This is a genomic window from Brevibacillus brevis (assembly GCF_900637055.1).
Lineage (GTDB): Bacteria > Bacillota > Bacilli > Brevibacillales > Brevibacillaceae > Brevibacillus > Brevibacillus brevis.
The window spans coordinates 2,339,759-2,360,666 of sequence record NZ_LR134338.1 but is presented as its reverse complement, the minus strand read 5'-3'; the positions used below and the strand labels follow the sequence as shown (position 1 = coordinate 2,360,666).

Sequence of the window (20,908 nt, the reverse complement as noted above, 5' to 3'; positions counted from 1 at the left end):
ATATGGAGGAAGCTAGTCGTTTACGCGAAAAGATCATTCGACTAGAGGCTGAGCTAGAGCAGTCTAAACAACAATTGCGGCTGATTCAACAGGACTGCAGCCACGTCTTTATCGAAACTCCACTTACGCGAACATGCTCCAAGTGCCTGCAAACCGAAAGCCTCTATTATTAATAGAAAAAGGTCGAAATCCCTTTGGAGGATCTCGACCTTTTTTCTGCTTATTTCGTCATTCCGACTTGCAACGGAAGTCCTTCTTTATAATAGAGAGTGGGCGATAGCAGAATGAAGAAAATATGGACATGCGGAAAGCCTCGCTTCTTCAAAATACCGTGTATGGCACTAGCAATCGCGTCATGCTGCTTTTGTTCACGTGGAAACATCATGATCTCTACAGACAAAGGACTGTTCGTCAATTGCTCTACTTGAAGCAGCTCCAATTTCACCTTTTCCTGAGCTACCTCAGCAATTTTGGAAAACTCTTCTATAAGAATCTGAGAAATGGGCTCTATGTCTTGCTTTGCAAAGCCTTTAAACCGAAGAAACGGCAAGTCAATTCCTTCTTTCGTAAATGAGTTCGCACAGTCATTATAAACAAGTCTCTAATTGTATATCAATGAAAAAAGGGTTAAAGAAAGTGAACAACAAACATTCCCAACCGGATCGAGACACAAAGAGGGCCATATCAGAGAACAGCTCCCTTCCCATGAGGTGTGGTGGACGTACCACGGAAGGAGGAAGCAGTTCAACCAGATACAGCCCAATCCGGTAACCCATCAGTTACTTTAGATACATGTAGTATAGCTCGAATTCAATACTTAATCAATAAAAAAGTTTCGTAAAATTCTAACAGGAAATTCATCCACCAGCACCACTCGTATAGATCACGCCCATCCGTGAAACTGTATTAGAAAACTGGGCAAGTCCCAACTAAACGTAAAGGTGGCAGCTATGGAACTGACCCCGCTTTTTCCTTTTGAGCCTACCAGCACGGAAGCCATACCTGTGGGACCACAATGGATAGGCCAAGTGAAATGGGATGGCGTTCGCATTCTTACCTACTACGATGGACAGGAGGTCAAACTGTTCAACCGAAAATTAAATGAACGGACTTTCCATTATCCAGAAGTGACTGATCTTCGCTCGTATTGTCGTGCCGATTCTGTGATTTTGGATGGCGAAATCATTGCTCTCGGCTCGGACGGAAAGCCTTCTTTTTACGAGGTCATGAGAAGAGACGGGCTGCGCCGTTTAGAGAAAGTCCCCCAGATACAAAAGCTTGTCCCCGTCACATACATGGTCTTTGATGTACTGTACTGCAATCATGAATGGGTAACTTCCTATCCACTATCAGAGCGACAACAAATACTGGGCAAGATCATCACTCCTACTTCTCATGTTCAGCTAGTTGAAAACTTTCCTGATGGAGACGCTCTTTACCGTGTCGTAGAAGCTCAAGGCATGGAAGGAATCATTATGAAGGATGCGTCAAGCAGCTACTTGATCAATGGGAAAGATCAACGCTGGAGAAAGAAAAAGTACTACCGGGATCTCATCGCTGTCGTAGGCGGCGTTACGCTTCGGAATCAGATTGTCAATTCGTTGCTTCTGGGACTCTTCGATCAACAAGGTTCTTTTTGGTACATCGGTCATGCAGGTACTGGAAAATTGACGCAAACGGACTGGCGTGCTTTAACGGAGAGAATACAGCCCCTCGTCCAACAGAAGATGGCTTTTGTTAACAAGCCACCACGCGCAGCCAATACCTTATGGATACAGCCGGAAATCACCGTCAAAATCAAATTTGCGGAGTGGAAGGAAGGGCATTCCTTGCGACAGCCAAGCATACAAGGCTTTGTTGATGTCGCTCCCCACCAGTGTGTTTTGGAATAATTGAACCCCCTTGGCTCTCGACCTTATTGTCGAAATGAACCAGCCTGCCTTGCCCTCCTTAGCCTTTGTTTGCCATGATTGAGAGCCTGCATCTCCCCGTAGCTCGTCAACAACGCAATCAGTAACAAGGCAATATAAACAACGGCTGTCGCAACCCCTCCTACCGCTGATTTATCTTTAAAAAAGTCCCCAATCAAAATCACTAGCACGCAACCAATCAAACAGACTGTCGTGCTCCACACCATCGACCGGTAAAATCGATAAAGCTTCGTTCCTTCGGGAATGAGGCTTTGCACTCTTCCTTTGTTCTTTCGCCTTACATGAATCAGCAAAAAGAGCGCCAACGGCAATTGGAAGACGAGTATGATCATCGGCAAGCTATAACTTATAAACTGATCGATATGTGCTACATTTGGAAAAGCGAATATGGACGATACAACCATAAACCATCCACACGGAGCGTTGAGTGTATTATAATGCTGCTGTCCCCCAAACGATCCAACCCCCACTAAAAATGCCAGATATGCGACGATGACCTTGATCGTAAAAGCAGGGAACCATACGCTAAAGAGAATCATTTCGACCCTGTCCAGAAAATCTGTCACGTGGATTTGCTGCACGAGAATATAGATGGGGAAATTCAGCCGCCCGGCGATAATGAAGCCCATCACCCCGAGCAAGATGAGCAACAGAATCGTCGTCCCAAATCCAACAATGATAACCCCATGCTTCATCGCAGCATAAAAGAGTCGTGGTTCTACAACGGCATGTAAAAACGCTCCGATCAGAAAAATATCCCCATATACACCCAACGGCATAAAATTACTGATTACGATCCGGTCCAAGCTGCTGGTTAAGATCGGCTCCAAGCGCTCTACGTTGTATTCATTAATCAAGAGAAAATATAGCGATATACACATGATGAAGTAAAGAGGAAAATATAACTCATTCACCCGTGCCGCCACCTCAAGACTTGTTTTGCCATAGTACATCATCAGCAGGACGAAGACGAGGAGAATGATCTCCAATGGCGTGGTTGGCAATAACGAGATATGTAAAAAATCAGCAACCCCTTTAATATCGATCGCCAGGATGATCCAAATGTAAAACAAAATGAGTAGATTGATAGCTCCACCAATCCACTTCCCGCCAATAATAAACAAGATTTCAAAGATATTTTTCCCTGGGTACGCCTCAACCAGCCCGCTCAAAACGTAGGCGATCAGAATCGCATAAAAGATGGGTAACATTTGAGAGAACCAAGCATCCATCCTTGCTACCTGAACGACCGACCGCAAGAAACTGATCATCATTCCTGTCATCAAGACACTGCCGACCAGCCAAGCAATTTGTCTGTGATTGATCACTTGCTTGTGAATCATTCTCGGGCCTCCTTATACGAACTGATCCACCCACCGCTTAACATAGGGAGATAAAATGTTCATGATATGACTCGTAGGTAGCAATTGATAATACTGGAATTGCAAAGCAATAAGAAATGCAATGGTTAAGGTGTAGAAAATAACAATGACTCGCTGCTGTCTTCCATCCATGCCTTTTCGCTTCAAGATGAATTCTCCAAACGAAAGTATCAGCATGAAGACAAAAAAGACCAGAAATATTCTATTCATGACCATCTTCACCTTGGGTAATATTTTTCGTTGTTTGTCCGATATTGGCCATGTTCACTTTGGTTCGGATTTCATAAGTGATTTTCGGAAGCTCCTCATTCCACCTGTTCCGATACCGGTCTCGCCATTCACGTGGATGATTCCTTGACAATGCGATTCCTAACCCAATGAAGTCTGATCGTTGATGTTGGATCGTTTGCATCATATGTTTCACACCGCTATTGATTTGCTCGACGAGCTTTCCTTGCAGCATTCTGATATTTTTCTCTTTTTCAAGATCGAGGTTTGACAGATTCTCCACCACAACAGCAGATGCGTAGAGGTCAATTTTGTAATGGACGTGGCCTTTCCTGATCTCGGGCGTAATATTCGCTCTTCCTTTCGAGAAGCTAATCGTAAGTCGTTCTTTCTTGTTAAGGGGCAGGACGACAGAAAACGGTGTAAAATCGCGTTGGAACAGCCGCAAGCCAGTCAGTTCTTTCGGTTTCGCGATGGCAATGAGCTTGTTGTGTCGAAACAAACCTACCCCTGTTGCCTCTACTTCTTTCGACTTTCCTTTTGGATGGGAATCCACTGCTGCCAGAACGGGTAAAATAGCATCAACCCCTGGTGTACTGAGCATCTGGGCTACATCCTTCAGCGTTACCGTAATCCCCCCCATCTTGACCAACTCACGCATCGCTTCCCCTGAAAAACGTTCAAATTGCGGTTGGGCGGTTAGTAATTCGATGGCTTTGCCTTGTGTCATGATGATATAAGCTGTCAATCTGTTTTCAGGAAAACGTGCGACGATATCCAGCACTTCAGACATGCCGTCCCTCGCCAATTCTTCGCCTATGACGATCATCCGGTGATGGGAGTAGTAAATTTCTCGTGACATTCTTGCCTGGATCAATCCATTCGCTTCCCGGATTGTCCTGCCTACTGCGGAATCTACGTAATAACTCTTGTCACCACTCGTCCCCCCACCTCCTCCGGACTGCGCACCTAGGCTGCTAACCAGTGGAACCTGGATAGATAACCGATACCTGCCGTCTGGTTCCTTATCCATCGCCATCGCAATAACGATGGCCATATCATTTACTTCACGGCGATCCCAACATCCAGATACTAGGAACATACAGAGCGACACTACCAGCATGCGGGTCACAGCCTTCACGATTGCCCCTCCTCGTTCGAATGACGGTTGCCTGTCACTCCTGATTGCCCTCCTCTATGCTGAATTGAATTTGCATAACCATCGTTCATGCGCCTTGCATTTTGCCCCCCTAAAAAGCTGGGGCGTTTTTCCATCATCGACCATGGAGCCCTCATCAGTACGTCTCTGAGATCGCCGATCGACATTGGTGCTAATGGTGATAAATAAGGCACACCAAAAGAGCGCAGGTTGGCCATATGACCGAGGATTAGCAGTAACACTACCAGCATCCCATAGATGCCAAGGATCGAAGCCGCAATCATAATCGGAAAGCGCAGCATTCGCAGTGAAATCGATGCATTAAAATGCGGGATGGTAAACGAGGCAATCCCTGTCAAGGATACGACGATAACCATGGGGGCAGAAACAATCCCTGCCTGCACGGCTGCCTGACCAACGACCAGTGCGCCTAAAATACTGACGGCTTGCCCCACCGTTTTCGGAAGACGAATCCCCGCTTCTCGCAAGGCTTCAAAGGAAATTTCCATGATAAGAGCCTCCACAATAGCAGGAAAAGGAATGGACTCGCGAGCAGCCGCAATACTCAAAAGGAGCGTCGTTGGCAGCATTTGTTGGTGATACGTTGTAATAGCCACATACAAGGCAGGGGTAATGAGCGAAATGATGAGGAATATGTAGCGCAGCAGCCGAACAAGGGTGGCCATTTGAAACCGTTCGTAATAATCCTCGCTTGCCTGCATCATCATCCAAAACGTAACGGGCGCTATCAAAACCATCGGTGTCCCATCCACAAATATCGCGACACGCCCCTCCAACAATGCCGCTGCAACCGTATCCGGGCGCTCTGAATACATGACCTGAGGGAAAGGCGAGTACGTGTTGTCCTGGATCATTTCTTCGATATATCCGCTTTCCAGCACAGCATCCATATTGATCTTGCTGATTCGACCAGTGACCTCCTGTACGATCTCTGGATCAGCAATCCCATCAAGAAAGGCAACCACCAGATTGGTGTTCGTCTCACGTCCAACAACCAAGGACTTCATTTTCAATCGAGGTGTTCGCAATTTGCGCCGCAGCATCGACGTGTTCGTGCGAATATTTTCGATAAAACCCTCACGTGGCCCCCGTACGACCGCTTCTCCTTCTGGTTCGTTGACGGAGCGTTTTTCTGCTCCACGAATGCCGAGCGTCAGTGCTTCTGTATTTCCCTCTACGAGAATGCCCGTATCACCTGAAAGCACAGCCTGTAGCAGCTTTTTATAATCATCTACTCTTCCCATCTGAGAAACGGGCAATAGTGCCTCTTCTATCACCTTTATATCTTCATCGCCGTCTTCCAGCACCATTAACGATTTCAGTGCAGAATTGACCTCTTTGGTATCAATCAGCCCATCTACGAAAACAGCTATCGCACGAACACTGTTTTTTTGACGGAATTCTCGTATGACAAAATCGGAGCAATCAGCGAACATTTTTTTCAACAGATCAATGTTCTCTCCCAATCGAGGCGAAATCGGTATACCCTCCAGCTCAATCAAGCTGCAGGAATTCATTGTCTCAATCAGTTCTTTCATTTTATCTTTCTTCTTGAATTTCATTTCATCACCAACCACTGGAAAACTACCCGTATTATGGTTGATTGACAGGAAATATATGCAAAGAGCTATTCCTTTTACATAGAGAAACGCGGATAGGAGATAGTAGGAACACCTATACCGTTTCAAAAGAAGGTGAAAACGTCATTGCGTCCTGCAACAAAAGAGTACGAGCTGACGATCGATAATCACACATTGTCCATTACAAATCCTGACAAGCCTCTATGGCCACAAGCCAAGGTAACCAAGCTAGATTACTTGCGCTACTTGCTGATTGTCGCAGCCCCACTCCTACGGTATAGCAAGGATCGGCTCTTAACCGTCATTCGCTACCCTCACGGAATCGGTGACAAGCACTTCTATCAAAAAAACGCTCCTGACTATGCGCCCGACTGGATACAAACGCATACATGGGAAAATGTTCGATACGTACTGTGCAATGACCGGGCGACACTCGTGTGGATGGCGAATCAAGCAGCATTGGAGTGGCACGTCTCCTTTCACCTCGCCAAGGATGAGACTCCGACAGAGCTCGTTTTTGATCTCGACCCTTCCACAGATGATTTTGCTGTTGTGATAGAGTCTGCCCTCTTGTTGAAACAGCTGCTCGATGAATTACAGCTCCCTTCATGGGTCAAGACATCTGGTTCCAGCGGCTTGCAAGTATACGTCCCGATCGAACTTCGCTATACGTTTGAACAGACGCGCCAGGTCGGACATTTTATCGCATCCTATTTGGTCAGCAAGCATCCCTCGCTATTAACCATTGAGCGCTTAGTGAAGAATCGGGGTGATAAGCTGTACATTGACTATTTGCAACACTGGCGGGGAAAGACACTGCCAGCCCCTTATTCAACCCGTGCAAAAGAACAGGCAACCGTATCAACGCCACTCCTGTGGGAAGAGGTTCCCCATTGTCATCCCACAGACTTCACTGTTTATACGGTGCCCGAACGGCTGCAAACATTCGGAGATTTATTCTCATCTATATCTGCTCCGACGAAACGAGCCTCCCTTGATGCCATCCTCGGCTTTTTGCAGTCCCAATAAGCCATTAGTTGGAATCCAGCAGTCTATTTGTGCTATACTTGGCACAGATGTTTTGAGGCAAGGAGGCACATTCATGATTGATCCGATCGCAATTGCAATCGGCCCCTTAAAGATTCACTGGTATGGCATTATTATGGGGCTGGCGTTTTTCTTGGGTACTTATCTCGCGCGCTACAATTCCAAACGTTCTAGCATTGATCCTGATCACGTCTTGAACATGGTGGTTCTGATCATTCCTGCAGCCATCGTTTGTGCAAGATTGTATTATGTTACGTTTGAATGGGAGCAGTACAAAGACAATCCACTGGACATCTTCGCAGTATGGCAAGGCGGCTTGGCTATTCACGGTGGATTAATCGGTGGTGTTCTGGCAGGAAGCTGGTATATTCGAAAACATAATCTGCCGTTCCTTCGTTTGGCTGACATTTTTATGCCGAGTGTTATTTTGGGTCAAGCCATCGGACGGTGGGGTAACTTTATCAACCAGGAAGCACATGGTGATGTTGTTTCTGCCGAATTCATGGAAAAGTTCCCCGCATTCATCCGCGAGCAAATGTTTATCGGCGGACAATATTACCATCCTACATTCTTGTATGAATCGATATGGAACCTTGTCGTTTTCGGCATTCTCATGCTCATGCTGTACCGATTCAAAAAATTCGATGGACAGATATTGTTCAGCTACATGATCCTGTATTCGATTGGACGCTTCTTCATTGAGGGCATGCGTACAGACAGTTTGTTGATAGCCGATACTCTGCGTGTCGCTCAATTAGTCAGTCTGTGCTTAATTGCTGCCGGTGTCATCTTGATGCTCGTGTTTGCACGCAAAAGCAAGCAGGCAAGACATTCCCAAAACTCGATCGAATAACGTCAACATGCCATATCCATTGCCACTCAGGTCAGTCCGACTGGGTGGTTTTTTCTTTGCCTTGTCTGAATTGTCGCAATGCAGGCAATAACTAGGAGATAGACTGAAAAAAGGAGGGGAATCAGATGGATGATGGAATTTTGGAAGAGTATCTCGATCGCCATGTACGTATTCATTTTGCTCCTGATATGATCGGACAAGGATTATCCGCATTTGCAGAAGGCAAGTTGTATGATTACAGCCCCAATGGCATTTTAATTGAAGAGCGGGATGGTTCGTTGGACTATATCCCATTCTCTGCCGTACGCCTCGTGCAAATTAAGCCCAAGCCAGGCTTATGGGAGCGTTTAACTGGATCAAGTTAATGAAAAAGACACCTTCCCGCGTACTCTCCACGGAAAGGTGTCTGTTATCTGTTGTATAAAGATGTAGCTCTACAGGAATACGTCAAACACGACGTAGCATGCAGCAGCCAAAAGTCCGGTAATCGGAAGGGTAATGACCCAAGTGACCAAAATTCGGCCAGCCACGCCCCATTTTACTGCGTTCAGCTTTTGCGATGCCCCAACCCCCAAAATGGCGGATGTGATCACATGCGTTGTGCTCACCGGCAGTTTCAAAGCTGTAAAGATTGTGATAATCAAGGCAGAAGACAGGTCTGCTGAGAAACCGGAAATTGGCTTGATTTTCATAATCTTACCACCCAAGGTCTTGATGATACGCCATCCACCAAAGGCTGTACCTAAAGCCATTGCAATAGCAGCTGAAAGTTTTACCCACAGTGGAATGGTGAATTCGCCCGGTTCTTGTATCAAGAATCCTCCAGAAATCAGAGCAAGGGTGATTACGCCCATTGTTTTTTGCGCATCGTTGGCTCCATGGCTGAAGGCCTGCCAAGCCGCTGATACAACTTGCATCGAACGGAAGCCTCGATTGGTTTTGTGGTACGCTGAGTTACGAACAAGCCAAGACACAAGCTTGATCACGACAAAACCAACAGCAAAGGCAACAAGCGGTGATACGATCAACGCTTGGATAATGCTAATGAATCCTGACCAGTTAATGGCACCACTTCCTGCGGCACCAAAAGCAGCACCTGCGACGCCGCCGATAATCGCGTGCGAGGACGAACTAGGAATTCCGAACCACCAGGTGATTAGGTTCCATAAAATCGCAGATGTCAATGCAGCCAAAACGACGACCAATCCATTTTCCAGCTTGAATGGATCGGTAATGCCTCCCCCGATTGTCTTCGCTACACCTGTATACGAGAGTGCACCAATCAAGTTACACAAGGATGCAATAATAATCGCGGTTTTCGGACTTAATGCACGCGTCGAAACAGAGGTCGCAATCGCGTTCGCCGTATCGTGAAAACCATTGATAAAGTCAAAAGCTAGCGCCATGATGACGACGAGTACGAGAATAATCACCTCTGGCGAAAGATCAGGCATTCTTTAACACGATCCCTTCTACCAGGTTGGAGACGTCCTCAGCGAAGTCAGCACAGTCTTCGAGCTTATCGTAAATCTCTTTGAGTTTGATCGCTTCCATTGGGTTGGTATCAGGAGAATTCAACAAATCAGATACCATTTTGCGGTAGTTGGAGTCAGATTCATGCTCCAAATCTTTGATTTCCCCAGCGATTTGTGTAACGACTTTATGATCCAGCTTGCGCAGTGTGCGAATCAGCTCGATCAGCTTAGCCGAGCATTTCACCAAAATATTGGCTTGTGCCAGTACACGCGGATCTGGTTGAGTCACTTGATACAAATACATACGATCAGCGACACCGTCAATGTAGTCGATCATCGAGTCCATCGTATGAGCGAGTTGGTGAATGTCTTCACGCTCAAGCGGAGTGATAAAAGTAGAGTTCAACTCGTTCATAATGCGACGAACGATTTCGTCTCCTTCTTTCTCGACAGCCTTGATTGCCTTAACCTTTGTTTCTAGATCTTGATAGTTTCCTATCATTTCATAGAAAAGATGCGTTCCTTTGTGCACAGTGGCAATCTGCTGCTCGAACAGATCAAAGAAGATATACTTGTTTGATTTCAACATACGGGACTTCTTCACTCCTTTGATTAAATGACACCTAAGTGATTATATCGAAAGTTATTGTTTCCGTAAATTTAAAATCAAGGTCAAGTGTGTATATTTTTCTTTAAGGAATTATTAAGTTTTTGTAAAGGCTCTTTACAATAAAAAAAACACCCGTGTCAAGAGAGATGACGAGTGTTAGTCTTGCCAATATTTATCTTTTCATTCGAAGCGACCATCATGCAATCTTTCCTTTTTTTCGCTTCATACATAAGCATATCTGCTTTTTTCGCTAACTCTTCCGCTGTTGAAGCATGGTGTGGATACGAGGCTACTCCGATACTGACCGTGACACCTGAAAGAGCATGTCTCACTTGATTTTGAATTCGTTCCCCGATTTGCAGTCCTCTTCTTGTGTCTGTTTGCGTTAACAAAACGACGAATTCTTCCCCACCCCATCTTCCAACCGTATCTTGTTTACGTACACTTGCTTGCAAAAGTCTTGCAAATTGGCAAAGGAGTCGGTCTCCTTCCAAATGACCATATGAATCATTGAATATTTTGAAATTATCCAAATCAATAAACAATAAAGTAACAGATTGATGATTGCTTTTTGCCAACTCTACTTCTTCGACTAACTTGTCCAGAAATCTGCGATTGACGAGAACGCCTGTAAGCGAATCGTGATAAGCCATCTGCCGCAACTGATCTACATACTTCCCTATTTGATAGGCAGCAAGCGTCTGAATGACAGCCACAAGTAAAAGAAAGACAATCATACTCTCATCCGTCGGCAATCCGTATCCGATCAGCCAAACCGAGATGATCACACAGGACACACCCAAGCTAATCCAGCGTGAGCCCAAAGTACACTACCCCCGATCTATCCGATGTAACCCTCTTTCGATTCATACTTTAGACCTATCTACCAAAATCTAAATCAGGTCTTTTTTCATATAATCAGGAATATTTTACCTATCTTTTTTTGCAAGTTCAAGCAAAACCACGAAACTGTCACTTATTCATTCAAACGAATCTTGGAAAAATCCTGACAACCAGACGGGTTTCTAGGACATGGTGCAGCATGAATTGGAACCAATTGGAAGGGATAAGCTAATGGCTAATAAAAATAGACGGGAGTGAATGAATGTATGCCCCGTATTGAAGCAGTGGCTACAGCAGTACCTTCCCACGAGATTACACAAGAAGATTCCATGAGGCTGGCACGCCTATTTTTTCAAGATGCTTTTCCTGACATAGACCGGTTGTTACACGTATTTGCACACAGTCACATTCAGAAGCGACATTTCAGTATGCCAATGGATTGGTTTTTGGAGGATCGTCCGTTTGCAGAGAAAAATCAATTGTATATCGAACATGCGGAAGCCTTGGCAGAGGAAGCAGCCCGAAAGTGTTTGATGAAGGCTGGTGTCGAGCCGTCATCTATCGATTGTCTGATGTTTGTATCAAGCACCGGCATTGCGACCCCGAGCCTTGATTCCCGCTTGATACACCGTTTAGGACTCCGTTCGCAAGCAACCCGTGTCCCGTTGTGGGGCCTGGGCTGTGCCGGGGGAGCCATGGGCTTGTCGCGTGCATGTGAGTACACCCAGGCTTATCCGACGCGGCGCGTATTGCTTGTAAGCGTAGAACTGTGTGGCTTGACCTTCATCCGACAAGATTTGTCCAAAAGCAATTTGGTCGCAACGTGCCTCTTTGGAGATGGAGCTGCAGCCGTATTAATAGAAGGAGATCAAGTCTTGTCCTCTTCGGACATACCTAAGGTTCAATTTTGCGATGCACGTACGACAACTTGGCCGGACACTGTAGATGTCATGGGATGGGAATTGACCGATCCGGGGCTAAAAGTCATTTTCTCCCGCGACATCCCTACTCTCATTCGTTCTTCGATGCGAGAAAACGTCGAGAGCTTTTTGTCACCGCATGGGGTGTCTATTGATCATCTGCGTCATTTCATTTTCCATCCAGGGGGAGCCAAGGTATTAACGGCTTACCAGCGGTCTTTGGGCATTGGCACAGAAGCCACTCGTTTTTCTGAAGATGTCCTAACCAATTTTGGAAACATGTCCTCCCCTACGGTTCTGTTCGTCTTGGAAAAAAGCATGGAGAAGGCGTGGGAGCCAGGAGATCGCGGTTTGGTCGCTGCGCTTGGACCTGGATTTAGCTCGGAGCTCTTACTTCTGGAGGCGAAATAGTCATGTTGCTCTTCTTTGGATTCGTCATGGCTGCAGTCGTGTTGCAGCGACTGGTCGAGCTTCTCATTGCCGTGAGGAATGCCCGCTATATCCGCTCAAAAGGAGGCTACGAGGTTGGGGCGAGTTATTACAAATATATCGTCCTGCTTCATCTTCTCTTTTTTCTCTCGCTTATTTTCGAAGTGGTGGGAAAAGACAGCGCCGTGGTTCTGCCCTCTTGGTGGGCGGTTCCATTCAGCCTGTTTTTGATCGCGCAAGGGCTTCGTTACTGGTGTATTCACAGTTTGGGCAAACGGTGGAATACCCGCATCTTCATACTCCCGGGCGAGGCTCCGATCAAGCGAGGTCCTTATCGCTTCATTCGTCACCCCAACTACTTGGTCGTATCGCTTGAGCTGCTCCTACTCCCTCTTACATTTTCCGCTGTGGCAACTGCCCTGACGTTTTCTCTTTTGAATGCCTGGCTGCTCCTGCGCATACGGATTCCCTTGGAAGAAGCAAGCGTCTACGATGGTCATAGCGAGTCATAAAAACGAAAAGTCTTTGGCACATGCACATGCCAAAGACTTTTTATCGAACAAAAGGTTTATCATTTGTCATTTCGCGGGAAAAGAAAAGAAGCTGTTACTCTTTCCCGTGAGGTGGATCAAGTGAATCGTACAACCATAGTGGAGCCTCAGGAGACGAAGCGTATCATCGTCCGAGACTTTTTCGCTTTGATTGAAACGGTACCGAATAAGGATGACCAGGCTACTATTCAAACTTTTCTTCGCTATTTGCAAAGCCTACTAAGAATTAAGCAAGTCGTTCCTCCGGTTGTTGAAATCATGACGGTCGTCAAACAAAACAAGCCACTTCTCTACCACGCGGCACGCAGAGTTACTCTTCCTTCAAGCAATCTGCACATGCTATTTCAGCTAGAAATGGATATTATGCTTGCCCACGAAAGGCTCCGTCAGTACGACAAATGATTTGGGTAAGCTTTGCCTTACCCTTTCAAGTTTTCTGGATTCAGACATTCAAGCTCTGCAATGACAAAACGACCATCTTTGCGAATCAGGACGTCATCAAACCAGATTTCCCCTCCGCCCCAATCCGGACGCTGGATGGAAACCATATCCCAGTGCACAGACGATTTGTTGCCATTGTATGCTTCGTCATAGCATTGACCAGGCGTGAAGTGGAAGCTTCCGTCTATTTTTTCATCAAACAAGATATCTTTCATCGGGTTGCGAATGTAAGGATTCACACCGATAGCGAACTCCCCAATGAAGCGCGCTCCCTCGTCCGTATCCAAAATTTGATTCAAGCGTTCGGTATCGTTCGCTGTTGCTTCCACAATTTTACCGTCCTTGAAGGTCAGGCGAACATTTTCGAAAGTAAAGCCGTGGTATGGTGTTGGCGCATTATGAGTGATAACACCATTTACGGAATCCTTCACAGGCGCTGTATACACTTCACCATCTGGAATATTGCGCAGGCCCGCACATTTCACAGCAGGAATGTCCTTGATTGAGAAGGTGAGATCCGTTTCAGGTCCTACCAAGCGTACCTTGTCTGTGCGATTCATCAAGTCAACCAGACTGTCCATTGCTTTGTCCATTTTCGCGTAATCCAGGTTGCATACTTGGAAGTAAAAATCTTCAAAAGCTGCTGTAGACATGTTCGCAAGCTGTGCCATAGAAGGATTTGGATAACGAAGAACAACCCACTTCGTTTTAGGCACGCGCACGTTCATCACTGGCAGCTCATACAAGCGAGAATAGATGCCGAGCTTGTCACTTGGAACATCAGCCATCTCATTGATGTTGTTCGCTGCACGAATTCCGATGTAACCCTGCATTTTCTCCATGAGTTCAACCTCATGTTGAGCCATGGTCTTCAACTGCTCTTCATTGCAATTCATTGCGATTTCTCGGCTTACGGCGGGATCAATCAATTGAACATAAGGACTGCCGCCTGCTTTGTAAATCTCACGCACGAGGGCTTGCACCAAATCCGGTGTGTCCCCTTTCGCGTTGATCAAAATGTTTTCCCCTGGCTGTACTCGTACAGAATAGTTAACCAGATTGTACGCTAATTGATCTAATCGTGAGTCTCTCATTCCTGGCACACCCTTTTTAAATTTTCTGATTCCTCTTGTATTTTTACCGATACAATCTACTAAGTCAATAAAAAATTTTTTATCAACGAACCAAAAAGCGACCAGCCTCCTTGCATCCAGGCTGGCCTCGCTCTTTTCCTATGTCTTTACATCGTCTGTTCCTTGTCCTCAATGGTTCCCATCTTGTACATGTCACTGACCAGCTCCTGCGTCGTTGCCAGTCCAGCTGTATATTCGTCTGCCTCTTGATAGTAGACGGCTCCGCCTGCATCCTCACTGTCCAACTCTCTCGCCATGGATTGAGCCTGCTCTTTATCATAACCTGCCATTTTCCTTCCTCCTTCCTTTTGGTTTTCGATCCGCTTTAGTTTGTACGGGAATCTCCACATTTAGCCAACAAAAAGACGCTTGCCCAATCGAGGGACAAAGCGTCTTTTATAAAGGAAATTATTTATTGTTATCGGATTCAGGTGCACTCATTGTCCAACCAGCAGCTGGAGCATTTACAGGAGTAATGCGATTAGTTGTAACAAATTGATCTGTTCCTGGCATCATTGTCCATCCAGCTACAGTAGAGATTACTGGAACGTATTGGCCACTCACCAGTACGAACTCATCTTTACCTGGCATCATCATCCAGCCACCTTGTTGAGTCAGCCCTTGAATTGGGTTAACGGTTTGTGGCGCTGCAGGTTTTACTTCAGGTGTAGTTGTTGGTGCAGTTGTTGTTTCAGTTGCAGGCTTCTCTTCAGTAGCAGGCTTTTCTTCAGTTGCAGGTGCTTCAGTAGCTGGCTTTTCGTCAGTTGCAGGTTTTTCTTCTGTAGTTGTTGTTGTTGCTTCTGTTGCAGTAGTCGTTTCAGTAGCTTTTACTGCCTCTTCTGCAAATGCAGCTTGTGTAAACAGAGCAGCTCCTAAGATACAAGAACTCATGATCAGTGTGCTTTTCTTTTTCATATGTGTACACTCCCATTCCCGCGGTACGCACTTTTGTCTTGCAAGAATGTCCCCAGACCCGAACTTGATGGCATGTCTATATGGACTGCTGCATTTTCCTGAGGAAATAAGTAAACTGCTCTAACTCGTCGTCGTTCAGATTCTCCAGCAGCTTTCCTACTAGCGCTCTCCTGTCGCACAAAAGTCCTTCCAGAGTCGGAATCGCCTGTTGTGATAACGTGACCCACACTACACGTCGATCCTGTTCGTCTCGGATACGGTCGATAAAACCAGCCTTCACTAACCGATTGAGTGCAATGGTGGTGGCACTATTGGACAGTTTCAAAATGGTCGCCAGCTCAGAAACTGTGCTTCGTCCTTTTTGATGTAGCACACGCAGCAAGATAAACTGCTTCGGACTGATTGACTCTTCTTCTAGCCAATTGTTAATAAAGAAACGAGCAATTTCGACAAATACTCGATCCAGTTCCTCAAGTTTACTGGCACGGGACATATTGCTCACAACATCACCCATTTTCGGAAAATTAATAATATAAGTACTTTTACTATAAAACTATATAGCCTAAGTACTGGAAGATCAAGAGAACTCCCGAAATTATTTCTTTTCACGAAAGATATGTATGAGCCAGACAAAGTGTTTACCACTTAATATTTTTATTGTAAAACTTATTTCAAGAACATCTTAACTCAAACAGGAAAAACTGACAATAGGTAAGCTTGCAAAATAATGTTACGACTTTCTCGAACTACACCTACGAAGCCAATTATTTCCTTGAATCATCTTTCGTATCTATTCGTAAAGCATGTATAATGGGAAGACAGCCTTACACACACGAGGCATTTGACTCAGGCATATTTGCCACAGAAACCACATACATAGGAGAATTTCAATGGAACAAACCAACCCTACACCAAAATGGAAAGTAGAATTGCTTGATTGGTTAAAATCGTTTGTCTTGATTGGCGGATTGACTGCCTTTATCTACGTATTTGTCATGGCTCCCTACGTCGTCCAAGGGCGTTCCATGGAAAGTACGTTGCATGACCGCGAGCGTGTCATCGTAAACAAAGCGATTTACTACCTCAAAGAACCGCAGCCTGGCGATATCGTCATCGTTCATCCGGATGCAACTGGCGACAACTGGATCAAGCGCGTGGTCGCAGTAGCTGGTGATACGGTTGAAGCCAAAAATGATCAAGTGTATGTCAATGGCCAGCCGCTCAGCGAAGAGTATTTGGTCGAAAACAAGCTTAAAGCTTCAACAGCAGGTGTGACATTAACCGAAGATTTTGATCCTGTGAAGATTCCTGAGGGCAGTGTGTTTGTTATGGGGGATAATCGCAACAACAGTATGGACAGCCGCGTCATTGGCCCTGTTCAACTGGATCATGTAGTAGGACGTGCAGAGGTCGTTTATTGGCCGCTATCCCAGATTCGCCTCCCGCGTTAACCTTTTCCAGGCAGCAAAAAGCCGCTCCAGATCGGGGCGGCTCTTTTCATTTTCGATGGCGTTATTTGTGGGCAATTGCCGCTTCAGATAAATAATCCTCCAAAGTGAGGCCACCTGCCATAATTTCTTTCGCCATTTCCTTCCCTACATAACGCAAATGCCAAGGCTCATACGCATATCCAGTCGTATCTTCCTTGCCCTTCAAATAACGAATGACAAACCCAAAGTCCGCACAGTTGGCTGCCAGCCATATTCCTTCAGGCGTCTCACCAAATGATTCTTCCAAGCGTGTATTTGCATCATAGCCAGACACATCCATTGCCAAGCCAGTCTGATGCTCACTCTTTCCAGGTACGGCACTGTAGGCAGCTGCATGTTCAGCACCTTGCGTCCTTACATACGTTTCGTACAGCGATCTTTGGGTCTTATACGAGCGGTAGCCAGAAACGGCGTACAGTTCAATACCTTCTGTCTTTGCTTTGGCAAACAGTTCTTCTAATGCTTGTGCAGCTTCTGCTCTCAGCAATCGCTTCTCTACTTTTTCATCAAAAGGGAACGGCACATTTGGCTCTACCAAATCCGGTGGAATATAATCGGCAGGCAATGCCCGCTGTTTATTTACGACAACCGAGAGATCTGTTGCATTCGTAACGGTTGGCACTCCATCCACATCTTTTATCGTCTCTGCAAGAGATGCCCGTTGGGGACGTGCTGTCTCCTCGTTATTTGGTTCAACTGTCGTTGACTGCGTTCCCTCTCCCGCGGACTGTCCATTCGACTCGCTGGATAACAATCCACTCAATGAGGGAGGTTCACATCCACTGAGTAGTGCTACTGATAGTGCTGCGATGATCGCGAAACTGCTGGTGCGATTTTTGTTCATGATCGATCCTCCTGGTTCCTTACAGACACATATGTTCTGCTTTACCTTACCATGGAGTAGTACGAAAGAAAAGGTAGATAGGTCACGCTTTTTCGGAGGTATATTCCTCGTTTAGGTTTTTGACAAGCGCCGGCAACCATTCATCCAGCGACCAGAATGGGAAGCCCGCGGCCTTAGCCTTGCTGTTATCCATGTAAAACGATGCTACAAATCCAAAGGGAGACGCATCAGAAGCATCTGTCGTTTGCTCGATTCGGGCAGGCTTTCCGACTGTTTGCGCAATTGTCTGCATCAGCTCAGCAAGCGAAACAATCCCATCCGAGCACGCATTCACAGGCCCTGTGATGGACGTTGTCGCCACCCATTCCAAAAATTGTGCCGCTTCCTGTGCATGAATAAAGCACATACGGGCAGCGGGATTCATCATACCAATCGGCCGCTCCTCTTGCACTTGCTCAATATGAAACCATAGCCGACGTGTGTAATCGTCTTCCGCTAGCACGATCGGAAAACGAACAGCTACGACAGGAAAGGCCTTCTCCTGAAAAAAGACGGCTTCTGCTTGACGCTTCCCCTCTTGATAGGTTGTCTCGTCTCTCGTTTTCCGATGGATTGCATACGTGTATGGATCAAATGCCTCTTCCTGTAGTTGTTCCTCGGCATAATCGTAGACGGACAAGGTAGAGGTCAAAACGTACCTACCTACTTTCCCCCGAAAAACCTTACACGCATCCATAGCATTTTGGGAGGAATAACAGATGTTATCGTAAACCACATCCCACTGCTCTTCTCCAGCAACAGCAAGAGAATGGACGTCATCGCGATCAAGCGTAATTCTTTTAACAGAAGCAGGCAACTCCACTTGGCTAAGCCCCCTCGTTGCCACCGTAACGTCTACCCCAGCTTCAACGAGAAGCTGCACCAATCGCTTTCCAAAAAATCGCGTTCCGCCGAGTACAAGCACTTTCTTCATTTTTTGCTACATCCTTTCCTTGATCAGCCTACTTTTTGCTATTCAACTCGATAGACCGCTCTCCTTCCTTCCACATGACCGTATAGCCCAGCTTCTCGCCAACTTTTTTGACAGGCAAGTAAGGAATTCCCTTCACCATGACGACATCAGTCTGGAAGGACGTCACTTTTTGTCCCAACCCTAACAGCAGCTTATTGGCTTGAACATAGGCCACTCCATCTATCATCACTTTTTGCTCTGCTGTATATGGGTAGACATTGCCGTTTACTCGTAAATCAAAGGGGCCTTCTTTTTCTTTTGTCGACTGGTTTGGCTGAGCAGCCGTATATGCAATGGCATCCACCCCGAGTACAGTACCCTCGCGCGTGTTATCCGCTCCGCCGTACATTTTTCCCGTTTCAAAATCGTACACAATCGCTTGGACGTTGCCAATGTTTGTTGGTTCCTCAGCAAAAACGTGACCTTTTGCCATCAATTGCAGGATAACGTCTTGGTCAATGCCCGCTTCCCACGTCACACTCGGATAGCTGCTAGAAAAAATGCGTGGTGCACGAATGGCATCCTGAATCTCCATTCCATGATCGATCACATTGAGAATCGTCTGTGATACAGAAGCGATGATCGTCGACCCACCTGGTGAGCCAATTGCTAAAAAAGGCTTCCCGTCTTTTAGCACCATGGTTGGCGTCATGCTCGAACGTGGACGCTTGCCGGGCTCTACCTGATTGACACCGCCAGGAATCGCATCAAAATCAGTAAGCTCATTATTGAGCATGAAGCCGTAACCCGGAACCATCACACCGCTGCCAAAAATATCTTCAATGGTCGTCGTATACGCAACGATATTCCCCCATTTGTCCATCACAGAGAAGTGCGTGGTCTGCTTGACCGGAGACTGATCTCTCAATTTCATGGACACCTCTGGCTTTTTGCCGGGATCGTACTTCCAAGGGTCTCCTGCCACTACATTGGCATTCGCGGTCTCTTCGCGAATGAGCTGACGCCTTTCCTTGATGTATTTGTCCGCAATCAGCCCCTTTTTCGGTACCGGATACACGTCCTCGTCCGCCATAAACGCCGCCCGATCTGCGTAGGCGAGGTGATTGGCTTCGATCAGATGATGCAAATAGGCTACAGACCCGATTCCGTCCTTTTTGTTATCGTAGCCTTCCATCAGCTTCAAAATCTGAATGAGTGTCAAGCCGCCAGAACTGGGTGGTGCCATCGAAATCACTTCATATCCACGATACATGCCGCGGACCGGTTCACGCTCTTTTACTTGATACGCCTGCAAATCATCGAGTGTCATGGAGCCACCCGTCCTCTGTACTTCTTCGACGAGAGCCTTACCGATTTCCCCTTCGTACAAGGCATCTGAGCCTTTGTCGCGGATGATCTTCAACGTTTTCGCCAATTGGGGCTGAACCAGCATCTCGCCTTCTTTGAGTGGAACTCCGTTTGGCGCAAACACTTGTGCAGCAGTCTCATGCTTTTTCAGCTTTTCCATGGAATTAGCAATAAATTGAGCGGACACCCAGTTGACGCGAACTCCTTTTTCCGCCAATTCAATTGAAGGTTCTATCACTTTTCCCAAGTCCCATGTTCCATACGATTCCAACGCCTGCTCTACGCCCAGCAAGGTACCTGGGACACCTACGGCCTGACCGCTCGTATGTCTCTCCTCAAATGGGATCGGCGTACCATCTGCCTGCAAAAACATATCGGGAGTCACCTTGGCAGGCGCCACTTCCCGACTATCTATCACCGTCACTTTGTTCTGATCCTTCACATAAATCATCATGAAACCACCGCCGCCGATACCGGACATATACGGTTCTGCCACATTCAAAGCAAATTGGATCCCAGCCGCAGCGTCAATCGCATTGCCGCCCTTTGCCAAGATATCTCTACCGACCTGCGCCGCTGCTGGATGAGAGACCGCGACAATTCCTTTTGTAGCTCCTTGCACACCTGCTGGCACACCTGGGACTTTTCCCACAGCAAAATGAGGAAACGAAAGCACGGAAACAATTGAGAGGGCAACCAACATCCCTTTTTTCATGCGATCCCTCCTATTCGATTT

The 20,908-nt window shown here is 46.4% G+C and carries 24 protein-coding genes; 9 read left to right on the top strand and 15 right to left on the bottom strand.

The features are described from left to right. Positions 1 to 2 precede the first annotated feature (2 nt). Complete coding sequence (locus EL268_RS32755; RefSeq protein WP_164724461.1) at positions 3 to 173, top strand: hypothetical protein; 171 nt, start codon at positions 3 to 5, stop codon at positions 171 to 173. Positions 174 to 220: 47 nt separating this feature from the next. Here EL268_RS32755 and EL268_RS11840 read toward each other — a convergent pair whose 3' ends face one another. After that, a complete protein-coding gene (locus EL268_RS11840; RefSeq protein WP_106653386.1) occupies positions 221 to 550 on the bottom strand; it encodes a DUF1904 family protein in 330 nt (109 codons plus the stop codon). 400 nt (positions 551 to 950) lie between these two features. Here EL268_RS11840 and EL268_RS11835 point away from each other — a divergent pair, with 400 nt between their 5' ends. Next, complete coding sequence (locus tag EL268_RS11835; RefSeq protein WP_106653385.1) at positions 951 to 1,892, top strand: ATP-dependent DNA ligase; 942 nt, start codon at positions 951 to 953, stop codon at positions 1,890 to 1,892. Positions 1,893 to 1,915: 23 nt separating this feature from the next. Here the strand turns inward: EL268_RS11835 and EL268_RS11830 are convergent, their stop codons facing one another. The 4 genes from EL268_RS11830 to EL268_RS11815 are packed head-to-tail and all read right to left on the bottom strand — an operon-like array spanning position 1,916 to position 6,259. Beyond that, the gene (locus tag EL268_RS11830) at positions 1,916 to 3,274 is read right to left on the bottom strand and encodes a GerAB/ArcD/ProY family transporter (protein ID WP_106653384.1); all 1,359 of its coding nucleotides are present in this window, start codon (positions 3,272 to 3,274) and stop codon (positions 1,916 to 1,918) included. 12 nt (positions 3,275 to 3,286) lie between these two features. Further along, positions 3,287 to 3,523, bottom strand: a complete 237-nt coding sequence (locus EL268_RS11825) for a hypothetical protein (protein ID WP_106653383.1) — start codon at positions 3,521 to 3,523, stop codon at positions 3,287 to 3,289. Beyond that, on the bottom strand, positions 3,516 to 4,682 hold the full coding sequence (locus EL268_RS11820) for a Ger(x)C family spore germination protein (RefSeq protein ID WP_106653382.1): 1,167 nt from the start codon (positions 4,680 to 4,682) through the stop codon (positions 3,516 to 3,518). The genes EL268_RS11825 and EL268_RS11820 overlap by 8 nt, the downstream gene beginning before the upstream one ends. Next, positions 4,679 to 6,259: a spore germination protein gene (locus EL268_RS11815; protein WP_373863406.1), complete on the bottom strand. Its 1,581-nt coding sequence runs from the start codon at positions 6,257 to 6,259 to the stop codon at positions 4,679 to 4,681. The genes EL268_RS11820 and EL268_RS11815 overlap by 4 nt, the downstream gene beginning before the upstream one ends. Positions 6,260 to 6,427: 168 nt before the next feature. Here EL268_RS11815 and ligD point away from each other — a divergent pair, with 168 nt between their 5' ends. The 3 genes from ligD (at position 6,428) to EL268_RS11800 (ending at position 8,566) form a co-directional block, all read left to right on the top strand. Beyond that, on the top strand, positions 6,428 to 7,330 hold the full coding sequence (ligD, locus tag EL268_RS11810; protein ID WP_106653381.1) for a non-homologous end-joining DNA ligase: 903 nt from the start codon (positions 6,428 to 6,430) through the stop codon (positions 7,328 to 7,330). 73 nt (positions 7,331 to 7,403) lie between these two features. Continuing rightward, the gene (gene lgt, locus EL268_RS11805) at positions 7,404 to 8,201 is read left to right on the top strand and encodes a prolipoprotein diacylglyceryl transferase (RefSeq protein ID WP_106653380.1); all 798 of its coding nucleotides are present in this window, start codon (positions 7,404 to 7,406) and stop codon (positions 8,199 to 8,201) included. Between the two features lie 125 nt (positions 8,202 to 8,326). Further along, the gene (locus EL268_RS11800) at positions 8,327 to 8,566 is read left to right on the top strand and encodes a hypothetical protein (protein WP_106653379.1); all 240 of its coding nucleotides are present in this window, start codon (positions 8,327 to 8,329) and stop codon (positions 8,564 to 8,566) included. Between the two features lie 69 nt (positions 8,567 to 8,635). Here EL268_RS11800 and EL268_RS11795 read toward each other — a convergent pair whose 3' ends face one another. The 3 genes from EL268_RS11795 to EL268_RS11785 all read right to left on the bottom strand — a co-directional run bounded on the left by EL268_RS11795 (position 8,636) and on the right by EL268_RS11785 (position 11,110). Next, entirely contained in the window at positions 8,636 to 9,655 is a 1,020-nt protein-coding gene (locus EL268_RS11795) for an inorganic phosphate transporter (RefSeq protein ID WP_106653378.1), read from the bottom strand. Then, positions 9,648 to 10,265 (bottom strand): DUF47 domain-containing protein, encoded by a 618-nt coding sequence (locus EL268_RS11790; RefSeq protein ID WP_007728239.1) that lies wholly within the window; start codon positions 10,263 to 10,265, stop codon positions 9,648 to 9,650. Before EL268_RS11790 ends, EL268_RS11795 begins: the two co-directional genes overlap by 8 nt. Positions 10,266 to 10,423: 158 nt before the next feature. Continuing rightward, complete coding sequence (locus EL268_RS11785; protein ID WP_106653377.1) at positions 10,424 to 11,110, bottom strand: GGDEF domain-containing protein; 687 nt, start codon at positions 11,108 to 11,110, stop codon at positions 10,424 to 10,426. Between the two features lie 285 nt (positions 11,111 to 11,395). On the opposite strand from EL268_RS11785, the gene EL268_RS11780 reads away from it, so the two are divergent. The 3 genes from EL268_RS11780 to EL268_RS11770 all read left to right on the top strand — a co-directional run bounded on the left by EL268_RS11780 (position 11,396) and on the right by EL268_RS11770 (position 13,431). Next, entirely contained in the window at positions 11,396 to 12,460 is a 1,065-nt protein-coding gene (locus EL268_RS11780; RefSeq protein WP_164724460.1) for a type III polyketide synthase, read from the top strand. A gap of 2 nt (positions 12,461 to 12,462) precedes the next feature. Next, positions 12,463 to 12,990, top strand: a complete 528-nt coding sequence (locus EL268_RS11775; RefSeq protein WP_106653375.1) for an isoprenylcysteine carboxyl methyltransferase family protein — start codon at positions 12,463 to 12,465, stop codon at positions 12,988 to 12,990. Between the two features lie 120 nt (positions 12,991 to 13,110). Continuing rightward, positions 13,111 to 13,431, top strand: coding sequence for a hypothetical protein (locus EL268_RS11770; RefSeq protein WP_106653374.1), 321 nt, complete (start codon positions 13,111 to 13,113; stop codon positions 13,429 to 13,431). Positions 13,432 to 13,448: 17 nt separating this feature from the next. On the opposite strand, the gene EL268_RS11765 is transcribed toward EL268_RS11770, so the two are convergent. The 4 genes from EL268_RS11765 to EL268_RS11750 all read right to left on the bottom strand — a co-directional run bounded on the left by EL268_RS11765 (position 13,449) and on the right by EL268_RS11750 (position 16,020). Continuing rightward, entirely contained in the window at positions 13,449 to 14,564 is a 1,116-nt protein-coding gene (locus tag EL268_RS11765) for an aminopeptidase (RefSeq protein ID WP_106653373.1), read from the bottom strand. 146 nt (positions 14,565 to 14,710) lie between these two features. After that, positions 14,711 to 14,893, bottom strand: a complete 183-nt coding sequence (locus EL268_RS11760) for a DUF4025 domain-containing protein (protein ID WP_106653372.1) — start codon at positions 14,891 to 14,893, stop codon at positions 14,711 to 14,713. A gap of 118 nt (positions 14,894 to 15,011) precedes the next feature. Continuing rightward, positions 15,012 to 15,518 (bottom strand): hypothetical protein, encoded by a 507-nt coding sequence (locus EL268_RS11755; RefSeq protein WP_106653371.1) that lies wholly within the window; start codon positions 15,516 to 15,518, stop codon positions 15,012 to 15,014. A 76-nt stretch (positions 15,519 to 15,594) separates the two neighbouring features. Next, positions 15,595 to 16,020 carry a MarR family winged helix-turn-helix transcriptional regulator gene (locus EL268_RS11750; protein ID WP_106653370.1) on the bottom strand — a complete coding sequence of 142 codons (426 nt, stop codon included), beginning with the start codon at positions 16,018 to 16,020 and terminating at the stop codon, positions 15,595 to 15,597. A 388-nt stretch (positions 16,021 to 16,408) separates the two neighbouring features. On the opposite strand from EL268_RS11750, the gene lepB reads away from it, so the two are divergent. Beyond that, a complete protein-coding gene (gene lepB / locus EL268_RS11745) occupies positions 16,409 to 16,969 on the top strand; it encodes a signal peptidase I (RefSeq protein ID WP_106653369.1) in 561 nt (186 codons plus the stop codon). A gap of 61 nt (positions 16,970 to 17,030) precedes the next feature. On the opposite strand, the gene EL268_RS11740 is transcribed toward lepB, so the two are convergent. The 3 genes from EL268_RS11740 to ggt form a co-directional block, all read right to left on the bottom strand. Further along, the gene (locus EL268_RS11740) at positions 17,031 to 17,852 is read right to left on the bottom strand and encodes a M15 family metallopeptidase (protein ID WP_106653368.1); all 822 of its coding nucleotides are present in this window, start codon (positions 17,850 to 17,852) and stop codon (positions 17,031 to 17,033) included. Positions 17,853 to 17,934: 82 nt separating this feature from the next. Beyond that, entirely contained in the window at positions 17,935 to 18,825 is an 891-nt protein-coding gene (locus tag EL268_RS11735) for an NAD-dependent epimerase/dehydratase family protein (protein ID WP_106653367.1), read from the bottom strand. A gap of 28 nt (positions 18,826 to 18,853) precedes the next feature. After that, entirely contained in the window at positions 18,854 to 20,887 is a 2,034-nt protein-coding gene (ggt, locus tag EL268_RS11730) for a gamma-glutamyltransferase (RefSeq protein WP_106653366.1), read from the bottom strand. Between the last annotated feature and the right edge of the window lie 21 nt (positions 20,888 to 20,908).